Below are 20,061 nucleotides of genomic sequence, written 5' to 3' on the forward strand. Positions count from 1 at the left end.
AGGCGGTGGTGCGCGCCAGGCTGCAGCGGTTCCACCCGCAGGCCAGCGTGAATGCGGCCCGGCAGCGCACCGAGGGCATCACCCGCCAGCTTGCGGGGGCGATGCAGGCGCGCCTGCGGGACAAGCGTGCCCGCTACGTCTCGGAGCTGCGCTCGCTCGACGCGCTCAGCCCGCTGAAGGTCATGTCGCGCGGATACAGCCTCGTCTATGACGAGAAGGAAGAGCATTTAATCAAATCGCTGAAGGAAGTTGAGCTCGGCGATGTGGTCAACATAAAGCTGAATGACGGACAGCTTAGCTGCCAGGTCTGGGGAATGAAGGAGGATGGCAAAGACGATGACAAAGGAAGCGGAACTGGATTTTGAAGGGGCAATGGAGCAGCTGGAGGCAATCGTCCGTGAGCTTGAGCACGGCGACGTTCCCCTGGAGAAGGCCATTGACCTGTTTCAGCAGGGAATGAAGCTGTCGCAGCTGTGCGGCAGCAAGCTGGAGCAGGTGGAGCGCAAGATCGAAATGATTACCGAGATGGACGGGGAATTGCGCAAGAAGCCTTTCGGCGCCCGGCTGGAAGGGGACAGCGATGAGCAGGTCTGAGCATAACGCGGAGATGAATGCTGCAGGCGTGGAACGCCAGCCGCTGCCGGAATATATCGCAGGAGTAACGGAAGCGGTCCTGCAGGAGCTGGAGACTACCCTCCCGAAAGGCTGGACCGTCCCGGGCAATTTGAAGGATGCGATGAACTATTCATTACAGGCCGGAGGCAAGCGCCTGCGTCCGCTGCTGGTTGTGGCAGCCTGCGAAGCGCTTGGCGGCAGCCGGGAAGCGGCGCTGCCGGTAGCAGCGGCCATTGAGATGGTGCATACCTATTCGCTGATTCATGACGATCTTCCGGCGATGGATAATGATGATTACCGGCGGGGTAAGCTCACCAATCATAAAGTATTCGGCGAAGCAACGGCAATTCTGGCCGGTGATGCGCTGCTGACCCATGCTTTTTACAGCGTGGTCCAGGCTTCCCGCCGCTATGGCGTGCCTGCAGAGCAGGTGCTCTCCATTGTTGAGGAGCTGGCCGAAATGGCCGGCCCGCGCGGTATGGTCGGCGGACAGGTAGCCGATATGGAAGGCGAGCAGGGGCTCACCAGTCTGGAGCAGCTGCAGTATATCCACCGCCACAAGACCGGCGATCTGATCGTATTCTCCATGCTGGCCGGCGGACGGATCGCCGGTGCAGACCCTGCGCAGCTGGAAGCGCTGCGCGAATTCGGCACGCAGATCGGCCTGGCTTTCCAGGTGCAGGATGATATCCTTGACCTGGTTGGCGACGAAGGCAAGCTCGGCAAGAAGACGGGCAGCGACATCAAGCAGCAAAAGGTGACTTACCCGTTCTTCATCGGGCTGGAGGCCTCACGCGCTGAAGTGGAACGGCTGACGGAAGCTGCCCGCAGCGCCGTGCTCAGCGGGGGCTTCAATGACAATTCACGCCTGCTGGAAATCGCATCTTATCTGATGTCCAGAGACCATTAAAGAAAATTCCGAAGCGGCTGTATTTCGACAGCCGTTTCGTTTGTGTTATAATGGGGTTTATATTTTACAACATCTAGGAAAGCGGGGAAGACTCGTGCTGCTTCCAAATATAAATGATCCGCAGCAACTCAAATCGTTATCAGTGCCAGAGCTGAACTCCCTTGCAGAGGAGATCCGTACGTTTCTGATTGAGAAGCTGACTGTGACCGGCGGGCATCTGGGATCCAACCTGGGGGTAGTGGAGCTTACGCTGGCGCTGCATTACTGCTATGACAGTCCCCGGGATAAAATGATATATGATGTAGGACACCAGGCTTACGTCCACAAAATCCTGACCGGACGGCAGGACCGCTTCGACACGCTCCGCAAGAAGGACGGACTGTGCGGCTTTGTGAAGCGCTCGGAGAGCGAGCATGATGTCTGGGAAGCCGGACACAGCAGCACCTCTCTGTCTGCAGCTATGGGTATGGCTATGGCGCGTGACCTCAAGGGCGAGGATAACAAGGTTATTGCTGTGATCGGTGACGGTGCGCTGACCGGCGGGATGGCCTTTGAAGCGCTGAATCATATCGGTCATGAACGTCGCAAGCTGATGGTAATCCTGAACGATAATGAGATGTCCATTGCGCCGAACGTCGGGGCGATGCACAATTACCTGAGCAAAATCCGTTCAGACCGCCATTACCTGCGGGCGAAGGATGAAGTGGAAGGGCTGCTGCGGAGAATTCCGGCAATCGGCGGCAAGCTGGCCAAGACGGCGGAGAAGCTGAAGGACAGCCTCAAATATATGATGGTACCCGGCGTGCTGTTCGAGGAGCTGGGCTTCACCTATCTCGGGCCGGTAGACGGTCATGATATTGAGAAGATGATCGACACCTTCCATCAGGCAGACAATGTACACGGGCCTGTACTGGTGCATGTGCTGACGACCAAAGGCAAAGGCTACAAGCCGGCTGAGACCGATTTCTACAAATCACATGCCATTTCTCCATACAAAATTGAATCTGGACAATCCCTTAAGGCGGTCGATAAGCCGCCGATGTACACTGAGGTATTCGGGGAGGCGCTGATTGAGCTGGGCCGTGAGGACAAACGGCTGATCGCGGTCACTCCGGCCATGCCGGGAGGCTCCGGCCTGTTCCCGTTCGCCAAGGAATTCCCGGACCGGATGATTGATGTCGGCATTGCCGAGCAGCATGCGGCAACGCTCTGCGCAGCGCTGGCTATGGAAGGAATGAAGCCGGTATATGCGGTGTATTCCACCTTCATGCAGCGGGCCTATGATCAGATTCTGCATGACATCTGCCGCCACAACGCCAATGTGATGTTCGCCATTGACCGTGCAGGCTTTGTCGGTGCGGATGGCGAGACCCATCAGGGCGTCTATGATATCGCTTTTATGCGTCATATCCCTAATATGGTTATTATGATGCCTAAGGATGAGAATGAGCTGCGCCACATGATGAAGACGGCGCTGGAATACAATGACGGACCGATTGCTTACCGTTATCCGCGGATTGACGGAACCGGTGTGGCTCTGGACAAGGAGATGCACACGATCCCGATTGGCTCATGGGAACGCCTGCGTACCGGCGATGATTACGCTGTGCTCGCCTGCGGACCGATGGTCCAGGTTGCCGAAGAAGCGGCAGAGCTCTTGAAACGTGAAGGTATTCAGGTTGGAGTCGTAAATGCACGCTTCCAGAAGCCGCTCGACAATTCGATGCTGCTTGAGCTGGCTAATGCCGGAACCTCAATGATTGTCATGGAGGAGGCAAGCGAAGCAGGGAGCCTGGGCAGCGCCGTGCTGGAGTTCTTTGCTTCCCAGGAGATCTATGATGCAAGGGTGCATCTGATGGGCGTGCCGGATATCTTTATTGAGCATGGCTCTGTCAAAGAGCAGCGCCAGCAGACCGGCCTGACCGTTGAAGCCTTGTGTGCACGGATCAAAGGAATGAAGGCGCTGAGCAAATATACGTACAAGTCGACTTCCACATCCTGATTAACAGAAGTGGAAGCTGGCGACCAAGAATGATCAGGAGATGAACATGGAACACCCTAAAGAACGGATTGATGTATTACTGGTGGAGCAGGGCTTTTATGAAAGCCGTGAAAAGGCGAAGGCCGCCATTATGGCCGGTCTTGTGCTGGCGGACGAGGAGCGAATCGAGAAAGCGGGCATGAAGGTGCTCCGCAGCTCTGTCCTGAAGGTAAAAGGAGCTGTGCACCCTTATGTCAGCCGCGGCGGTCTCAAGCTGGAGAAAGCGCTCCGCAAATTTGAGATCAGTCTGGCCGGACGCGTCATGCTGGATATCGGCTCCTCCACCGGGGGCTTTACCGACTGCGCCTTGCAGCATGGGGCAAGTCATGTTTATGCCATTGATGTCGGCTATAACCAGCTGGACTGGAGCCTTCGCAACGACGAGCGGGTAAGTGTAATGGAGCGGACGAATTTCCGCTACATGACACCTCAGGATCTGCTGGGTCCGGAGCCTGATTTCGCGAGCATTGATGTCTCCTTTATCTCGCTCAAAATCATTCTTCCCCCGCTCAAAGCGCTGCTTAGCCGCCCGGCGGATATTGCCGCCCTTATTAAGCCGCAGTTCGAGGCGGGCCGGGAAAAGGTCGGTAAATCAGGCGTTGTGCGTGATTCTGCAGTCCATAAGGAAGTACTCGTCAATGTACTGACTATGGCGGAAGAGCTGGGTTACCGGCTTGAGAATCTGACCTTCTCGCCGATTACCGGCGGTGAAGGAAATATTGAATTTCTGGCACACTGGAAGCTGACGGATGATCCGGCGGATTCAGAAGCATTGTCTGCTCCCCGTTATACGGCTGACAGCTTCGCACTGCTGGCTGATACCGTCATCAAAGAAGCGGCTTCCACCTTTACTGCGGCAGCTAACGGAAACTCATCGAAGAAACGATGAGTTTCTTTTGCTTGAAAAGTCATTTTTTACCCAAGACTAATAATCAGCTGGCGCTGACGTATTGCAGGAGTTCCCGGCAGGCTGGGCGAATAAATCACCGAGGTGATTTGCGTGGCAAGCTCTGACAAAGCCGTTGTGGCGCTTATTGGATTGGCAGTTGTGATATTTCTGGTGTACCGGATTTATCTGTGGCTGCAGAGCTCGCCGGATTCCTTCCTGAAGGACCGGGTGCCGATCAACAATGATATTGCTCCCCACCCGTCCATTGAGTGGCTGGAGGCAGCAGGATATGAGGTGATTGGCGGCAAGCTCAAGATCCCGCTTTCTTTTAATGTAGACGGTGCCCCCATGTACAGCCGGCTGTTTATTGATTACGTAGCCGCCAAAGAGGACGGCTCCTATTATCTGGTCATTTTGTCCAGGCCCCGCAAGGAGCTGGAGTTTACAGGGAGCGCACTCCGGGATGCACTTCTGCCTTATCTGCTGATTTATCCTGACTGCAGCGGAGTGCTGTATGTCAACACGGTGTCCTCTGCCATCCATGTGATTTCTTTTGGCAGGGATGACGGAGAGTCCGCTTAATATTCATTTTTACAATACAGGAGGCACTATGAAGGGACACAGGCATATCAAGATTCGTGAAATTATCACACAGAAGGAAATCGAAACACAGGATGAGCTGGTGGACGAGCTGCGCGAAGCAGGGTTTCAGGTCACACAGGCGACCGTATCGCGTGATATCAAGGAGCTGCTCCTGATCAAGGTGCCGATGGATGACGGGAGATACAAATATTCCCTGCCGACAGACCAGCGCTACAATCCTACCCAGAAGCTCAAAAGAGTGCTGGTGGACAATTTCGTCCACATCGATTCATCGGGCAACCTGGTGGTAATGAAATGTCTCCCGGGAACCGCAAACTCGGTGGCGGCGCTCATTGACAATATTGACTGGCCGCAGATTATGGGTACGATATCCGGCGACGATACCATTCTGATTATTTGCCGCCTTCCGGAGGACAGCAAGGATGTCATTTCGCAGATTATGGGATATATCTCCTGAAATAAATAGACGCAGCATCGATCCATTCATGGGAATCATCTTTTCGGAGGTGCAGTTATAGTGATAGAAACATTATCGATCCGCAATCTGGCCGTTGTTGAAGCGGTGGATGTGCATTTTTATCCCGGATTTCATGTGCTTACAGGGGAAACAGGCGCCGGGAAATCCATTATTATTGATGCGCTTGCGCTTGTAGCCGGCGGACGGGGCTCTGCAGACTCCATCCGTTACGGCTGTGACAAGGCGGAAATGGAAGCGCTGTTCAGCCTGCCTGCTGGTCATCCGGTATGGGAGACGCTGGAGCGTCTGGGCATTGACGCCCAGCCTGAGGAGCATCTGATTATCCGGCGTGAGATTACTTCAACCGGCAAAAGCACGTCACGTGTTAACGGGCAGATGGTCAATTTGAGTATGCTGCGGGAAATCGGAGAACAGCTGGTCAACATTCACGGCCAGCATGAGCACCAGAACCTGCTGAAGGCCGAACGTCACCTCGGGCTGCTGGATACTTACGGGGAAGCGGTGATCGGTCCGCTGAAGGCTGACTATCAGGAGAAGTATACCGCTTTTGCCAAGGTGGAGAAGGAATTGCGGGAGCTTCAGGAGTCCAGTCAAAAGGCTTATCAAATGCTGGATTTGTACCGCTTTCAGCTTGAGGAAATTTCTTCGGCAGGGTTAAAACCGGGAGAAGATGAATTACTTGCCGAAGAACGGGTCAAACTATCCCACAGCGAGAAAATGATGGATTCGGTATCCGGTGCATATGACCTGCTGTATGACAAACAGGGACTCGAATCCATCAATAAAGTAATCTCCCGGCTGGAGGATGCGGTCCGTTACGACGAAAAGGGGCTGCGGGCTGTACTGGAGCAGCTGCAGTCCTCCTATTACCAGCTGGAGGATGCCGCTTTTCAGCTGCGGGATTACCGGGAGGACATTGAGTTCAATCCGGTGCGGCTGGAGGAGATCGAGAACCGTCTCGATCTGATTAATGGCCTCCGCCGTAAATATGGGGACAGTGTGGAACAGATTCTGGCGTATTATGATCAGATACACCGGGAAACGGACCTGCTGGAGAACAAGGACGAATACATCGAGAAGCTGAGCGTGAAGCGCAACAGCCTGCTCACTACATTAATGGAAGCGGCACAGGTGCTCACTGAAGCGCGCAGACAATGTGCTGCAGACCTTGCTACCCAGGTCGAAGGAGAGCTTAAGGATCTGCAGATGGAGCGGACATCCCTGCAGGTCAAGCTGGACCTTCTGGAGGACCCTCGTGGCGTGGAGTACCAGGAGCGCCGGTACCGTCTGACCCGTCAGGGCATCGACAGTGCGGAGTTCATGATCTCGCCGAACCCGGGTGAGCCGCTGCGGCCGCTTGGCAAAATCGCTTCCGGCGGTGAGCTGTCACGGATCATGCTGGCGATGAAGAGTATTTTTGCCCGTACCGATGCTATTCCTGTACTGGTCTTTGATGAAGTGGATACCGGGGTCAGCGGACGCGCGGCCCAGTCCATTGCCGATAAGCTGTTCAAGCTGTCGTCCACCTGTCAGGTGTTCTCGATTACACATCTGCCGCAGGTGGCCTGTATGGCCGATCATCAGTACCTGATCCGTAAAAAGGTTGAGGACGGACGGACCATGACCGAGGTTGATTCCCTTAACGAGAGCGGGCGGATTATGGAGCTTGCCCGGATGCTGGGCGGCGTCGAAATTACTGAAAAAACACTGCATCACGCCCAGGAAATGCTCAGTCTGGCCGAGGCCAGCAAAGCAGCCATAAGCTAGGCGGGACAATGATTGACAGTAATAAAAGCCTGGGGGCAAGGTTATCTTATAGGTACGCAATTGGCGACCACCTTTTTCGTCAAGCGAAAGAAGCAAAAGGGAGCGTGACAGCCATTGAAGCCGAACCTCAGGAAGTTAATGCCCGGCCTTTTATTCACCTTCTTTCTCAGCTTATCCGGTGTAGCAGGTCCCATCCAGAGTTATGCCTCACCGCTTGACCCTCATCCGGCCAAGCCGGCAGCCCAAGCGGCAGAACAGGAGCTCAAGGTAATCCCGGGGGGCCAGACGATCGGGGTGAAAGTGAAGTCGGCAGGTGTTCTTGTTGTTGGCCATCATCTAATTGAAGTATCTGAGCAGTCCAAGCTTTCACCCGGAGAGAACAGCGGGCTGGTGCCCGGAGATCTGATGGTCTCCATCGACGGTGTGAAGCTCAATGAGGTATCCAAGGTAGCGAAGCTGGTCGAGCGGGCCGGAAAGTCAGGTGAAACCTTGACCATCGTGTACAAACGCGCCGGCAAGGAGCATACAGCCAGGCTGAAGCCCGCGTATGACCGTAATGACAAGGTATGGAGACTGGGGCTGTACATCCGCGATTCAGCGGCTGGGGTAGGCACCCTGACCTTTTATGCTCCGGAGCAGGGAGTGTACGGCGCTCTGGGCCATGTCATTACGGACATGAACACAGGAACTCCGATTGTAGTCGGCAGCGGGCATATTGTTCAGTCCTCTGTCACCTCAATCTCCAAGAGCCAGGATGGTGATCCGGGAGAGAAGCGGGCTGTTTTTCTCAAGGAGAGCCAGGTGCTGGGTAATGTGCAGAGCAATACGGATTTCGGTATCTTCGGTAAAATGACCAAGAACCCTGAGCACAGCCTTTACAAGCAGCCGATTCCGATCGCGAAGAGCAGTGAAGTGAAGGAAGGCCCAGCCCAGATTCTTACCGTAGTGGACGGCCAGCAGGTGGAGCGGTTCAATGTGGAGATTATCCATGTCGCCCATCAGCAGACTCCTGCCACCAAAGGACTGGTGCTGCGTATTACCGACCCGCGGCTGATTGATAAGACCGGCGGTATTGTCCAAGGCATGAGCGGCAGCCCGATCGTGCAGAACGGCCGTTTGATCGGTGCAGTTACCCACGTATTTGTCAATGATCCGAAGTCTGGCTACGGCTGCTTTATCGAGTGGATGCTAAAAGATTCCGGTGTCACCGGGCAAACTGATCTTTCCCCATATAATCTTAAGGCGGTATAGCCTTAAGATTTTTTTGTCGAAGCTCAGCGATATAAATCGAATGTTGAAATAAAATATTTAATTATAATCCAACGGCGAAAAAAAATAAAGAAAAATAATTTTCGACAGAAGGATATTTGAAGGGCATGTCGAAAACCTAAGGAGTGCGATAAAAATGTGGTAAAGAATAGCAGATATGAATAAGGAGGAAGCAGCCAGTGCAGAATATTGAAGTGTTGTTGGCAGATGATAATAGGGAGTTTACGAACTTGCTTGCCGAATACATTACGGAACAGGAAGATATGACCGTTACAGGCATCGCTTATAATGGAGAAGAAGTGCTTCAGATGCTTAGCGGGGCAAGAAAGATTCCGGATGTACTGATCCTAGATATTATCATGCCGCACCTGGACGGACTCGGCGTTCTTGAACGCCTGCGTGATATGGATCTTAACCCGCAGCCGAAGATCATCATGCTGACTGCATTTGGTCAGGAGAACATCACTCAAAGAGCTGTGCAGCTTGGCGCGTCTTATTATATTTTGAAGCCGTTTGACATGGAGGTTCTGGCCAACCGTGTGCGTCAGCTCGTCGGTACACAGGGCAGCATGAGCAGCTCTTCGAATATGGCGGGCTTTGTAGGCTCACGCCCAACGGGCTCATCGTCCGGCACCAACGTAGTGCCGCTCTCCAAGGGCAAGAACCTGGACGCGAACATTACCTCCATTATTCATGAGATTGGTGTGCCTGCGCATATTAAAGGCTACCAGTATCTGCGTGAAGCGATCACCATGGTGTACAACAATATTGAAATCCTTGGAGCGATTACCAAAACACTCTACCCGGCTATTGCGGAGAAGTTCAAAACCACGCCATCCCGTGTTGAACGGGCTATCCGCCATGCGATTGAAGTCGCCTGGACCCGTGGTAACATCGACAGCATCTCCCACCTGTTCGGCTATACCATTAATATCTCCAAATCCAAGCCGACTAACTCGGAATTTATTGCCATGGTAGCCGACAAGCTGCGGATTGAGCATAAGGTGTCTTGAAAGGGTAAGGATCAGGATACGTAGATGGAATTGAAGGAGACTCCCACACCCGATAAACCTTTTTTGGTTTATTGGGTTTTATTTTTGCAGCAAGAACAATGAAGGATTCAAATGATTTGACAGTTACGCATTATGTAATACAATTAGCTTGTTATAACGAAATACCCCATTAAAGGAGAATGTGTTTTGAAGGAAGAATCACTTCAGTATATTATTTATAAGCGCCGCGATTTCAAATTTAAATTAAAAGGCCAGACGATCTTTCTGTGTGCGGTAACCATCATTGCCAGTCTGATCTTAAACGGCGTGACCCGCAAAACAGGAATTATTTCAGGCTCAGCATTTATTGTGTGTCTGGCAGCATATCTGGGTGTGAACAGTCTGCACAAAAAGCTGGCTGTTTCAAAAAGAAGAATAGTTATCGAAACGGGCTTTCCCATTAAAAATAATGTATTAACCGGTGTACAGCAGGAACTAATATTGCTCGATATAGACTACTTTATTAACGGGTCACGGCAAAATAATAATCCATATTCCGTCTTTCCGGATATTGCTGCTCTAAAAAGCAAGATTGAAGAAGGAGAAGCATTAACGGACACAGAAGCTGCAGGCTTAAACGGAATATATTCAACAGATGCCCTTAACAATATATAGAAACCAAAAGTATGCAGCAAATTCCGCAGCCGATGTGGTTATGATGGAGTGCATGGTTATGGAAAAAGAGTCCAGTAAAATTATTATTCGCTATTCATTTGTTTTAATAGGAGTCATTATATTTGGTCTTGTGATCTATCCGGGCTTGTATAAGTATGAGAAGTTAGATCAACGTTTTCCTGTTAAAATAAACCGGATTACAGGAGATGCAAAGATCCTGACGATAAATGGCTGGCAGGATGCCGATGACTACGATCATGCGTTGGATTTATTCGCCGAGTATAAACAGCAGGTTATTGACGCCATGGAAGGGCAAAGTGAATCTATCAGGAACAATGTAATGAACAGTGTCTTGAATGAACTGCAACATGCAAAAGATGAAATTGTTAATGCAGCTCCCCCTGAAACAACTCAGCCAACGTACGCAGACGGAACATCAGTGTTTTATTCTGCAAATCATGGTGCGAACGCCAAATAGAATTATGAATAGCGGGGATACATGGTATTATGGATCAGCAACGGTGAACTTTAATAACGGTGTAGTTGAAGGATGGAACGACCCGCTAAGTGAGCTGCACCTCAATTAACAGCAAAAAGACACTGAGAGCCCGCTCATCAGTGTCTTTTATATTTACCCAACGCCCTATTTACAGGAGCTTAATCAGCTCCTCAAGCTCCCCCGCCAACACTTTTGCAAGCTCAAAGTTCTTTTCCTTCAAAGCCAGTTCAATTTTCATTTCCACTGCTTTTTTGTTCTGCTCTGCTTCTAAATAGTCTTTATCAAAATGACTGGCATAAATCATCTTTCTGAATTTGCGCATACTCATTTTTCTAATCGTCTTATCCTCAATGATCAGCACATAATCCATCCCGTTTACGACAGAATAGAAGTCATGTGAAATCATAAGAATGGCACCCTTATACTCTTGGATAGCTTTCTCCAATGCGATTTGTGCATAGGTGTCCAAATGGCTTGTCGGTTCATCAAGCAGCAGTACATTTGCGTTACTGGCAGAAACCTTGGCCAATTGGAGCAGGTTTTTTTCTCCGCCGGATAACGATTCTATCTTCTGGGTAAGGATTTCTCCTTCAAAGCCATAGTCAGTAAGATATGACCGTACCTTATCATAAGTATCGAACCCCGCTTCGATAAATTCCTCAAGTATGGTGTTAGAATCGTTTAGCACTTCGCCTTGAAGCTGGGATAAGTAAGCGACTTTAGCATCAGGATTCACTTCAATGGAACTGTGGTTATGCTTAACAATCTCCCGGAGCAAGGTTGTTTTCCCTGTACCGTTAGGACCGATAATGGCTACTTTATCCGAGGACTTGACCTCAAAGCTGACATTTTCTAAAAGCAGTTCATCAAAGGAAACGCTGTAATCATTAACTTTTATTACAACAGTGTCGTTTTCAAGTTCATGTCCCATGCCGAAACGGATCTTCGGCTGCTTAATATCGACGAAAGGAGCTTTAATTCTGCGGGCTTCCAGTCTTTCCTGAAATTTCACTCTTGCTTTTAGCGCTCTGCCTCTGGATGCTTCCGAGTTATAGGTTGCGCTGGCTCTAAGATTGTCAATGATATTGTCGTTTCGCTTGATTTCTTCCTCTTCAGCGATTGCCAGCTCCTGTGATTCGATCTTAGTCTGAAGTAAAGAGAAATTATAATCAATATACCGCCCGTCAAACTCCTGGATCTCCATGTTTTCAAGGTGAATGATTTTGTTGAAGCAATGATTGAGCAAGTAACGGTTGTGCGTGATGACCAGCAGTATGCCTTTGTGGGAGTTGATAAGATTTTTAAGCGCATTTAGGTTTTCAAAATCTAAGAATACATCCGGCTCGTCCATAATCATCAAGTCTGGACTGCTAAGCATTTCCTTCATGACTTGGATCAGCTTGAATTCTCCGCCGCTCAGCTCAGACACCCTAAGATCTTTCAGCTTCATGAGGTTTGCCAGGTTTAGCTTCTTATTAATATTGCTTTCAAAATCATCTCCGCCGATCAAATCAAAAGCGTCTAACGCCAGCTGATACTTCTCAAGTAACGGCTCAATATCGGCGGATGTCTCCATTTCAGTGAGAATAGCATTTATTTCATTTTGAAGCTTAATAAAGGCTTCTCCTATATATTCAAAAACCGTTGTTTCTTCAGATTTGTCCAGCTGCGAGAACTGGCTTACATACCCGATTGTGCAGGAGGGTTCTATCTCTAGCCTGCCTTCGTACAAATATCTTTCCGGATCCATCAATATATCGACCAGTGTGCTTTTCCCGCTGCCGCTTGTGCCTATAAAAGCGCAATGCTGTGCTTCTTCAAGGGTAAATGAAATGTTGTTATATAGTTCTTTTTGCGGAAACGAGAAGGATAAGTGTTCAACTTTTATCATAATATTACCTTTCCTTATAACCAAAATGGGGACTATTATTATTGGATTGCGAGTGGCATTTAAGTTGTTAGAATAACACTGATTTCAGCTAACATCAATTCATTTTATTATAATATGCCATTGCTGATCCCTGTATATGATTCTACCCCGCTACAAAATGGTTAATTAAAAAGCAGCTAATCTGTACCCGCCTGATGAATACATATGGTTTTACCGTTTTGGGTATCTAAAATTTAAATTTGCAACATTTTTCGACATGCAAATTGGGTTCATGCGTGTATAATCATTGTAAAAAATGAAAGGATTCAGTAATTTTCACGAAAAGAACACCAATACATTGTAGCAATCACATTAGTGTGAAGGGGAAAGAGACGGATGGCCAAAAAAAGCATATTAAATGTATTGGTCGGTGTTCTAAGCCAATTGATTGTGATCGGACTGGGGTTCTATATCCCGCGGTTAATTATCCTTACCTATGGTTCGGAGGCTAACGGTCTCATAACGTCTGTCGTACAGGTCATTACATACTTGTCTTTGCTGGAAGCAGGTGTAGGTGCCGCCTCCATACAGGCGCTTTACAAGCATATCGGAAATAATGACAAGTCCAAAATCAACGAAATACTGACTGCAACCTCGTCTTATTACCGCAAAACAGGATGGTATTATTTTATCGCGGTCATCCTGATCTCGATCGGCTATCCCCTTGTTGTCAGCTCAGGCTTCAGCAACTTCACAGTTATGGCTATTGTATTATTGAGCGGACTGGGCGGGGCGGTTAATTACTATTTTCAGGGGAAGTTCAGGGTTCTATTGCTTGCTGAGGGCAAGAACTACATCGAGGCTTCCGTAACGGCACTTTCCACGATTGTGAACAACGTGATCCGAATCATTTTAATGCTGAACGGCTTTGATATTATTCTGGTTCAGGCGGTTTATTTTGTGATCACCATTGTCCAAATTATCGTGTACCAGATCTATATGAAAAAGCATTACAAATGGATCAATTTCAAGACTACACCGGATTATCAGGCCATCAGCCAAAAGAATTCCGTTCTGATCCACGAGCTGTCTTATCTCGTATTTAAGAATACAGATGTTGTCCTGCTCACCCTGTTCACAAACCTGAAGGTTGTAAGTGTATATATGATGTACAATATGATCTTTGGCGTCGTGGAGAGGGTAACCTTTACCATCCGGGACAGCTTCAAGTTCGCTTTAGGCCAGAAATACAACAATAATTTTCCGAAATTTGTAAAGATGTTCAACCTCTTCGAGTCGTCCTACATCTCGCTGGTGTTTGCCCTTCTGACGATAACGACGATCCTGATCCTGCCTTTTATGAGGCTGTATACCTCAGGGATTGAAGATACCAACTATATTGATGTGCTCCTGCCATTATTGTTTGCAGGGGTGAAGCTCCTCTTCAATGCCCGGTTATCTTCCGACCTGGTGATCGATATCGTCGGCCATTTCCGCAAAACACAGTGGAGATCGATTCTGGAGACCTCTATAAACTTTGTTCTCTCATTGATACTGGTGTTTCCGTTTGGCGCCTACGGGGTGCTGTTTGGGACCATGGTCGCTTTAACTTACCGGCTAATTGATATAGTATGGTACACGAATAGCAAATTGTTGAAAAGAAGCTCCTGGATCACCTACAAGAAATGGATTATTAATCTGCTTGTTTCCGTAATCATCATTGCTGTAACGAAACAGTTTGATTTTATGGTAACTCCGCATTCATACACAATGTTTATTTTAGACGCTGCTGTGTTATCGGTTACGCTGGTCCCGCTGTTCTTTATAGCTGGTCTTTGGCTCAGCAGACCGGATGCCGGCATGCTTCAGGAAATGCTTGGTCCGCTCCTTGCCAAATTTAAAATCCGCAAAGCAGGGCGGCAATACTAAAAGAAGATGGGGGTATTAGAATGGAACCGCAAATCAGTATTATAGTTCCGGTGTATAATGTAGCTGACTATTTGCCGAAATGTATCGAATCGATACTGGCGCAGACCTTTACGGACTTTGAGTTGATTTTGATTAATGACGGCTCTCCGGACAAATCCCCTCAGATCTGTGACCATTATGCAAGTCAGGACAGCAGGGTGCATGTGATTCATAAAAAGAACGGCGGCGTTTCTGAAGCCAGAAACTGCGGGCTTGATATTGCCAGAGGCAAATATATAGGCTTTGCAGACAGTGATGACTGGCTGGCACCGGATATGTTTGAGCTATTGTACAACTTAAGCGAGAAGCATGATGCCGATATTTCCATTTGCGGCCACTATGTGGTGACAGATGATTCAACTGAACCGTTGTATGAATATTTTGAAGGAGAGATTGTTTACAGCAACGTGGAAGGTGTACAAAAAATCGTCGAGGATGTTGAAATACAGAGCTACTTATGGAATAAACTGTTCAAACGGGAGCTGTTCGAAAACCTCCGTTTCCCGGTCGGCAAAATTTATGAGGATCTGTGGGCCATGTATTTCCTGTTCAAAAACGCCAATAAATCCGTCCGGGTCTGGGACCCGAAATATTATTATCTGCAAAGAGGCGGCAGTATTACACAGGTATGGGATGACAACAGCTTCTATAACTACTACCTGGCTGTAATTGACCGTTACAATGATCTTAAGTCAGACGGGAAGAATACTCCCTATCATGATATCTCCAAGCAATACCTGGATAATGTAGTGGAGTATGGCTTTAACTACTACAATTATTACATCAAAAAAGGCATTAAGGTAAATGATGAGCGCTGCGAAGAGTTCATCGCCTTTTTAAAAAGCAACATTAATCCGTTTTTCCAGGATAATACCTTGGGCTTCAAAAATAAAATGAGCATCAGCCTGCTGTTCCTTAACAAGCGATTATATGCACATTTATTCAAATTTGCATTCGTGGTACTTAGAAATAATAAAATCGGATAAGCAAGCTGAACCACACTCCTTTGTTGGAAATTAAAATCCAATAGAGGAGTGTTTTATTTTTGTGTTATGATAGTAGCAGGTGCGATTTTATAAAGGGACAATCGTTGCATCTGAATTCAGCCGGGGCGGTATGGTATTAAAAAAAGTTGTGAAAGATATTCTTACAGAGTATTAAATACGTCTTTTTAGCAAAAATGAATAATGTTGCCCTTTCTTGCAGCCATCTATTCATCCTGATCCATAAAGCCAACAAAAAATGGTTCAACAGAAAAGGGGAATCCACAAATGAGAATTAACGTAAAGTTTACTCCTAAGGGAAAAGCAGCGGTTGAGAATTTCAGCAACGAAGAGCTGCTGGAAATTTTTGCGCGGTATCTGAAGACCTTGACCAAGAAATATGACATTGAGGTTGATGTGCCGCATGAGGTCAACCACAATATAGTGGCAGACGGTACGGTCATTGTAATGGCACAGAATGTGAACTGTGATGTGGATACCTTCTTCAAGGAATTGAGCCGTGATATTAAAGTACCGCTCAAGAAAAGACTTGGCGGCAAATTGGACAATGTATTCAAGACAGAAGTTATAGAATAGCAGAACAAGGACGGATTTATATCCGATCCTGCACAAAAGCCATCCCTTCTTAATCAGAAGAGGATGGCTTTTGACTTGTGGTAAATATACATTGTGAACAAAAATATATGTAGAAGTGTACCGATTGTATTGAATTCACGCATCCAAATAATCCGAAGGTATTAATTTTCTTTCGGTCAGAATATTCATGATGATTTCAATAAAATCAGGTGAAGCCTTAGCCTCCACCGCCAATTCGTAGATGTTCAATAGCTGCTCGTCAGATAGTAGTTCGAGTGATGAGGGGCGCGGAGAAGGATGAAAATAATAATCCATTAGATTCCTCCATCAATAGGTATAATGATCCAAATTATAGCTAACTTATTTAAATGGTACCATTTGGAAGGAAATCCGTCTCCTGTCATTCACCCTGCGAATTACTCTTTACATAACATGGTTATTATGTCATAATATTTGACCGCTTCACAATGGAATATCCCGGTATCGTAATCGATACCGGGATATTGAAAAGATTCGATACTGCAACTCATTCAATCTGCTGCTTCTTCTGATGATTCAGCAAGAAAACGCTTGATACGGGGTTCATTGGACTCCGATACTGTTGCAAATTGTTCACCTTCAATAAAATGGACAATTTTGCGCTCGGCGTCATACGCGTTCACCTTGTTCAGGCTAACGACATTGTTACGGTCAAGGCGTTCGAATCCTTTACCCTTGTATGCAATCAGCAGATCGGAAAGAGTAGTGGGGAAAACAAATTCGCCTTCTTTCGTATGGACGAATATTGCATTTTTATAGCTGGAAAAATACAATATGTCTTCCTCCCTGATATCCAGGGAAGAACCGTCGTTTTGTAAGACACGCATGTTTTCCCCATCCTTGTTGGATTACTTACGGAGTTCTTGCGGTGCTTCTGGGCTGTGAGCGAAAGGCTTCAATACGGTTGAGAAAAGACGTGCAGACGAAGCTAAAGTTTTGGACGCATAGCGGGCGATTGTTTTCTTCATTGTGGGCTCCTCCTGTTCTTTAAAGTGATTACTGTTAAGGATTGTGCAAAAAATGCCAACCCGATGACAGACGAAGAAACGAAAAGATTGGAAGTGACCATTAACAGAGAAACTAGCTTCATCCATTTATACAAGTGGTGTGGGATCTGTGCATTAACGTCAGGATTTGGAGCGAAGACCAGCATTAGCATCAAAGATGTAGTTGTAAATATCCATAAATAATCCTGGATCAGATATGAAATATGAGGTAGAAGAGAGCATAGGGTAATAGAGAAAAGATTGCATGCAGCAGCTGTTTTGAGATGTCTGCCTCCGCTGAAAAATCGTAGTAGAGCAAAGCTGGTTAGGGAGAGTGCGGTATCAGGCAGCTTCCCTGTAAACCAGCCGATCAGCAGTGAGATAATGACGATCAGCAGACTGTTCAAAATGATATTCAAGGCGTACTGCATGACTTCTATAGAACTGGTTTCTTGGGGGTTAGCCTGCTTGATTGCCACGGCAAGCTTATAGCTTAACATATTCATCTTCACTTCTGTCCTTAGTATAAGATAGATAAAGATAGCAAGACAGCAGAAAACCGTATATTATTGGTACAGCTAGAAAGTAACCTGAGTTAAAGAGATACATAATGGAAATTACAATTGCAGCAGTAGGAAGATTTAATATGAACAGGAGTTTCTCACGTCTGCTGATTTTAATTAAGCCGTTGGGCTTATCCGGAACAAAATCAAATCCCTTACGCTTTCTTACTATGTATAGTCCCATAAGAATACCTGTAGCAGCACTTGTTATCTGCATGAAATATGCACTAATATCAATGCCGTAAAAAGTGTGTGTTGAAAAAAATCCGACTCTATTAAAGAGTATAATAAAAACAACTTGAATAAAGGAATAGGTCTGGTAGGCCATACCGGTTAATATGGCTGCATAAAACAGATGAATCCTAAACAACATCCAGAAGAAACAGAACATTAGAGCATATTGTACGATGATATCTGCTTCTACCCATTTATAATTGACACGAATAACAAAGGAAAAAAAGGCCATTATAACCCCTGCAAATATCATTTCTATCGGGTAGAAATCAATCTTGAACAAGCTGAAGGCCAAGAAAAACATCGCGAAAGTTTCCAGGACAGAGAAGAACATATACAGCAGAAATTCAAGCATATCTACACTCCCGGTAAACAAGTTGACTCTTCCTTATTCTTGCAAAGATTATACATAATATACTAAAATACAACAATAGCAATTTACACTTTTCAACAAAATCTTCATAAATTTAGGTGGGAGGGGCAGTTTATATGAACCAGCGTCCGGAGCAAGGCGAATACATGGAATTTCAGGAAACTTATATCTCTTTAGTGCCGCCGGAGGGTGACCTTATTACGATTCTCCGTGAGCAGTCCAAGGAGGTTTTTGCGCTGCTGGATGGGCTTAGTGAAGAACAGGGGAATTACAGATACGCGCCGGAGAAGTGGAGCATAAAGGAGATGGTCGGCCACCTGACCGATAATGACCGCATTATGTCCTACCGGCTGCTCTGTTTTGCCAGAGGCGAGCAGGCACCGTTGCCTGGATATGAAGAGAAGGATTATGTTGTCGCCGGAAATTTTGACCGCTTTACCCTGAAGCAGCTGGTGCTGCATTACCGGATTGTCCGGGAATCGACACTTGCTCTGCTGGAAAGCCTGCCGGATTACGTCTGGACCCGTGCCGGAAATTTCTATTCCGTGCCTGTGACCGTCAGAGCCCAGGCCTGTATGATTGTTGGACATGAGAGACATCACATGAATATATTGCAGGAGCGGTATCTGAACCAGGCATAAATAATAAAAAAGCATTCCACCCGTTTCCAAACGGTGATGGAATGCTTTTTTTTGCTGCTATAGAGGCGGATTCTTGTGACATTTGCGGCAGACGGGGTAATAAGCTTCATTGCCGCCGATCTGGATCTGCTTGCCGCTGTAGACCGGCTTGCCGTTCTCCACGCGGAGGGCCATCGTTGCCTTGCGTTCGCAGAACCAGCAGATGGTCTTCATTTCTTCGATTTTATCGGCATAGATCAGCATGTATTTGCTGCCTTCAAAAAGGTTGTTCTGGAAGTCATTCTTCAGGCCGAAGGCCATAACCGGGATGTTCAGTTCATCAACAATCCTTACAAGCTGAAGAATGCAGTCTTTGGTGAGGAACTGGCACTCGTCAATCAGCACGCAGTGGGGCTTAGGCAGGTTGCTGCTTACAATGCCGTAAATATCCGTATTTTCGTCAATAGCAATGGCCTGCTTGCGCAGTCCGATACGGGAGGAAATATACCCGACCTCGTCCCGGTCATCAATGGATGGGGTGAAGATGAGCACCGACTTGCCCTGCTCCTCGTAATTATGGGCTACCTTAAGTATCTCTATGGATTTCCCGCTGTTCATTGCGCCGTATCTGTAAAACAACTGTGCCACGTCCATCTGTCCTTTCGCTCTTGTCCCTAAGAGTGTAGTATGCCGAAAAATGCGACTTTATTAGAGTATCATATGTCCATTTAAAGTAGCCAGTGAAAAAAGTGCCGGATTCGGCATATTTCTTGTGAGACATTTCCCGCCATAGGGCGGGTCCTCAGGTTATGCTATAATATACGCACGTGTGTTTTTAGCGGAAGAACCATTCACAGGAAGGAAGTTATGTTAAGTGCCGGAGAAATTGGAGCAATATAAGGAACGGGTGGCCGCGGTCCGCGAGGATGGCGGTTTATCAGAGGAGGTGCAGGAGCTGCTGTCGGACATGCTTGAGGAGCTTACGGAGCTCAGCCGCAGCAACAAGGCGCTGCGCCGGGTCATTCTGAAAAACGGACAGGGTTCGGCAATGTCAACAAGATTAAGGGATGCGCTATACGAATAAATTGAC

Annotated in this window: 24 protein-coding genes; 17 read left to right on the forward strand and 7 right to left on the reverse strand. The window is 47.6% G+C overall.

Annotated features, from left to right (window positions below; genetic code table 11):
* The 12 genes from AWJ19_RS05945 to AWJ19_RS06000 form a co-directional block, all read left to right on the forward strand.
* On the forward strand, positions 1-365 hold a 365-nt coding region (locus AWJ19_RS05945), incomplete at its 5' end, for an exodeoxyribonuclease VII large subunit (protein WP_277815784.1).
* Positions 337-594, forward strand: a complete 258-nt coding sequence (gene xseB, locus AWJ19_RS05950; RefSeq protein ID WP_068722135.1) for an exodeoxyribonuclease VII small subunit — start codon at positions 337-339, stop codon at positions 592-594. The genes AWJ19_RS05945 and xseB, both read left to right, overlap by 29 nt.
* 13 nt (positions 595-607) lie before the next feature.
* Positions 608-1,525: a polyprenyl synthetase family protein gene (locus AWJ19_RS05955; RefSeq protein WP_068722160.1), complete on the forward strand. Its 918-nt coding sequence runs from the start codon at positions 608-610 to the stop codon at positions 1,523-1,525.
* 94 nt (positions 1,526-1,619) lie between these two features.
* Positions 1,620-3,527 (forward strand): 1-deoxy-D-xylulose-5-phosphate synthase, encoded by a 1,908-nt coding sequence (gene dxs / locus AWJ19_RS05960; RefSeq protein WP_068722136.1) that lies wholly within the window; start codon positions 1,620-1,622, stop codon positions 3,525-3,527.
* 46 nt (positions 3,528-3,573) lie between these two features.
* The gene (locus tag AWJ19_RS05965; RefSeq protein ID WP_068722137.1) at positions 3,574-4,455 is read left to right on the forward strand and encodes a TlyA family RNA methyltransferase; all 882 of its coding nucleotides are present in this window, start codon (positions 3,574-3,576) and stop codon (positions 4,453-4,455) included.
* A 111-nt stretch (positions 4,456-4,566) separates the two neighbouring features.
* Positions 4,567-5,037: a hypothetical protein gene (locus tag AWJ19_RS05970; RefSeq protein ID WP_068722138.1), complete on the forward strand. Its 471-nt coding sequence runs from the start codon at positions 4,567-4,569 to the stop codon at positions 5,035-5,037.
* Between the two features lie 28 nt (positions 5,038-5,065).
* A complete protein-coding gene (gene argR, locus AWJ19_RS05975; protein ID WP_068722139.1) occupies positions 5,066-5,515 on the forward strand; it encodes a transcriptional regulator ArgR in 450 nt (149 codons plus the stop codon).
* Between the two features lie 60 nt (positions 5,516-5,575).
* On the forward strand, positions 5,576-7,303 hold the full coding sequence (gene recN / locus AWJ19_RS05980) for a DNA repair protein RecN (protein WP_068722140.1): 1,728 nt from the start codon (positions 5,576-5,578) through the stop codon (positions 7,301-7,303).
* Between the two features lie 114 nt (positions 7,304-7,417).
* The gene (gene spoIVB / locus AWJ19_RS05985) at positions 7,418-8,554 is read left to right on the forward strand and encodes a SpoIVB peptidase (protein ID WP_241781619.1); all 1,137 of its coding nucleotides are present in this window, start codon (positions 7,418-7,420) and stop codon (positions 8,552-8,554) included.
* Positions 8,555-8,751: 197 nt separating this feature from the next.
* Entirely contained in the window at positions 8,752-9,585 is an 834-nt protein-coding gene (gene spo0A / locus AWJ19_RS05990; protein WP_068722142.1) for a sporulation transcription factor Spo0A, read from the forward strand.
* Between the two features lie 186 nt (positions 9,586-9,771).
* The gene (locus AWJ19_RS05995) at positions 9,772-10,239 is read left to right on the forward strand and encodes a hypothetical protein (RefSeq protein WP_068722143.1); all 468 of its coding nucleotides are present in this window, start codon (positions 9,772-9,774) and stop codon (positions 10,237-10,239) included.
* A gap of 58 nt (positions 10,240-10,297) precedes the next feature.
* Complete coding sequence (locus tag AWJ19_RS06000; RefSeq protein ID WP_068722144.1) at positions 10,298-10,717, forward strand: hypothetical protein; 420 nt, start codon at positions 10,298-10,300, stop codon at positions 10,715-10,717.
* 169 nt (positions 10,718-10,886) lie between these two features.
* Here AWJ19_RS06000 and AWJ19_RS06005 read toward each other — a convergent pair whose 3' ends face one another.
* Entirely contained in the window at positions 10,887-12,629 is a 1,743-nt protein-coding gene (locus AWJ19_RS06005) for an ATP-binding cassette domain-containing protein (protein WP_068722145.1), read from the reverse strand.
* A gap of 375 nt (positions 12,630-13,004) precedes the next feature.
* Between AWJ19_RS06005 and AWJ19_RS06010 the strand changes: the two genes are divergently transcribed.
* The 3 genes from AWJ19_RS06010 (at position 13,005) to AWJ19_RS06020 (ending at position 16,156) form a co-directional block, all read left to right on the forward strand.
* Positions 13,005-14,537 carry a sugar isomerase gene (locus tag AWJ19_RS06010; RefSeq protein WP_068722146.1) on the forward strand — a complete coding sequence of 511 codons (1,533 nt, stop codon included), beginning with the start codon at positions 13,005-13,007 and terminating at the stop codon, positions 14,535-14,537.
* A gap of 20 nt (positions 14,538-14,557) precedes the next feature.
* On the forward strand, positions 14,558-15,562 hold the full coding sequence (locus AWJ19_RS06015; protein ID WP_068722147.1) for a glycosyltransferase: 1,005 nt from the start codon (positions 14,558-14,560) through the stop codon (positions 15,560-15,562).
* Positions 15,563-15,847: 285 nt separating this feature from the next.
* Positions 15,848-16,156 carry a hypothetical protein gene (locus AWJ19_RS06020; protein ID WP_068722148.1) on the forward strand — a complete coding sequence of 103 codons (309 nt, stop codon included), beginning with the start codon at positions 15,848-15,850 and terminating at the stop codon, positions 16,154-16,156.
* Positions 16,157-16,291: 135 nt separating this feature from the next.
* Here AWJ19_RS06020 and sda read toward each other — a convergent pair whose 3' ends face one another.
* From sda to AWJ19_RS06040, 5 genes are all read right to left on the reverse strand, one after another.
* Complete coding sequence (gene sda / locus AWJ19_RS06025; protein WP_068722149.1) at positions 16,292-16,471, reverse strand: sporulation histidine kinase inhibitor Sda; 180 nt, start codon at positions 16,469-16,471, stop codon at positions 16,292-16,294.
* A gap of 215 nt (positions 16,472-16,686) precedes the next feature.
* A complete protein-coding gene (locus tag AWJ19_RS06030) occupies positions 16,687-17,022 on the reverse strand; it encodes a LytTR family DNA-binding domain-containing protein (protein ID WP_068722150.1) in 336 nt (111 codons plus the stop codon).
* A 21-nt stretch (positions 17,023-17,043) separates the two neighbouring features.
* Positions 17,044-17,163 carry a cyclic lactone autoinducer peptide gene (locus AWJ19_RS34585; protein WP_128083514.1) on the reverse strand — a complete coding sequence of 40 codons (120 nt, stop codon included), beginning with the start codon at positions 17,161-17,163 and terminating at the stop codon, positions 17,044-17,046.
* On the reverse strand, positions 17,160-17,687 hold the full coding sequence (locus tag AWJ19_RS06035) for an accessory gene regulator B family protein (RefSeq protein WP_082707724.1): 528 nt from the start codon (positions 17,685-17,687) through the stop codon (positions 17,160-17,162). Before AWJ19_RS06035 ends, AWJ19_RS34585 begins: the two co-directional genes overlap by 4 nt.
* Positions 17,668-18,333, reverse strand: a complete 666-nt coding sequence (locus AWJ19_RS06040) for a hypothetical protein (protein ID WP_128083515.1) — start codon at positions 18,331-18,333, stop codon at positions 17,668-17,670. Before AWJ19_RS06040 ends, AWJ19_RS06035 begins: the two co-directional genes overlap by 20 nt.
* Before the next feature lie 134 nt (positions 18,334-18,467).
* Here AWJ19_RS06040 and AWJ19_RS06045 point away from each other — a divergent pair, with 134 nt between their 5' ends.
* On the forward strand, positions 18,468-18,992 hold the full coding sequence (locus tag AWJ19_RS06045; RefSeq protein WP_068722153.1) for a DinB family protein: 525 nt from the start codon (positions 18,468-18,470) through the stop codon (positions 18,990-18,992).
* A 57-nt stretch (positions 18,993-19,049) separates the two neighbouring features.
* On the opposite strand, the gene AWJ19_RS06050 is transcribed toward AWJ19_RS06045, so the two are convergent.
* Positions 19,050-19,619 (reverse strand): thymidine kinase, encoded by a 570-nt coding sequence (locus AWJ19_RS06050; protein ID WP_068722161.1) that lies wholly within the window; start codon positions 19,617-19,619, stop codon positions 19,050-19,052.
* A 226-nt stretch (positions 19,620-19,845) separates the two neighbouring features.
* Between AWJ19_RS06050 and AWJ19_RS06055 the strand changes: the two genes are divergently transcribed.
* Positions 19,846-20,055: a hypothetical protein gene (locus AWJ19_RS06055; RefSeq protein WP_068722154.1), complete on the forward strand. Its 210-nt coding sequence runs from the start codon at positions 19,846-19,848 to the stop codon at positions 20,053-20,055.
* Positions 20,056-20,061 lie beyond the last annotated feature (6 nt).

Origin of the sequence: Paenibacillus sp. DMB5, assembly GCF_001517085.1 — a bacterium.
In the GTDB taxonomy this organism is placed as follows: Bacteria; Bacillota; Bacilli; order Paenibacillales; family Paenibacillaceae; genus Paenibacillus_AQ.

Bases quoted from the DNA above. Each gene is read 5' to 3' on its own strand.
- xseB (WP_068722135.1), top strand. From the start codon at position 337: ATGACAAAGGAAGCGGAACTGGATTTTGAAGGGGCAATGGAGCAGCTG.
- AWJ19_RS06040 (WP_128083515.1), bottom strand. From the start codon at position 18,333: ATGCTTGAATTTCTGCTGTATATGTTCTTCTCTGTCCTGGAAACTTTC.
- AWJ19_RS34585 (WP_128083514.1), bottom strand. From the start codon at position 17,163: ATGAAGAAAACAATCGCCCGCTATGCGTCCAAAACTTTAGCTTCGTCT.
- argR (WP_068722139.1), top strand. From the start codon at position 5,066: ATGAAGGGACACAGGCATATCAAGATTCGTGAAATTATCACACAGAAG.
- AWJ19_RS06045 (WP_068722153.1), top strand. From the start codon at position 18,468: ATGAACCAGCGTCCGGAGCAAGGCGAATACATGGAATTTCAGGAAACT.
- AWJ19_RS06010 (WP_068722146.1), top strand. From the start codon at position 13,005: ATGGCCAAAAAAAGCATATTAAATGTATTGGTCGGTGTTCTAAGCCAA.
- AWJ19_RS06005 (WP_068722145.1), bottom strand. From the start codon at position 12,629: ATGATAAAAGTTGAACACTTATCCTTCTCGTTTCCGCAAAAAGAACTA.
- AWJ19_RS06035 (WP_082707724.1), bottom strand. From the start codon at position 17,687: ATGAATATGTTAAGCTATAAGCTTGCCGTGGCAATCAAGCAGGCTAAC.
- AWJ19_RS06015 (WP_068722147.1), top strand. From the start codon at position 14,558: ATGGAACCGCAAATCAGTATTATAGTTCCGGTGTATAATGTAGCTGAC.
- AWJ19_RS05965 (WP_068722137.1), top strand. From the start codon at position 3,574: ATGGAACACCCTAAAGAACGGATTGATGTATTACTGGTGGAGCAGGGC.
- sda (WP_068722149.1), bottom strand. From the start codon at position 16,471: ATGGATTATTATTTTCATCCTTCTCCGCGCCCCTCATCACTCGAACTA.
- AWJ19_RS06020 (WP_068722148.1), top strand. From the start codon at position 15,848: ATGAGAATTAACGTAAAGTTTACTCCTAAGGGAAAAGCAGCGGTTGAG.
- AWJ19_RS06030 (WP_068722150.1), bottom strand. From the start codon at position 17,022: ATGCGTGTCTTACAAAACGACGGTTCTTCCCTGGATATCAGGGAGGAA.
- AWJ19_RS05955 (WP_068722160.1), top strand. From the start codon at position 608: ATGAATGCTGCAGGCGTGGAACGCCAGCCGCTGCCGGAATATATCGCA.
- AWJ19_RS06000 (WP_068722144.1), top strand. From the start codon at position 10,298: ATGGAAAAAGAGTCCAGTAAAATTATTATTCGCTATTCATTTGTTTTA.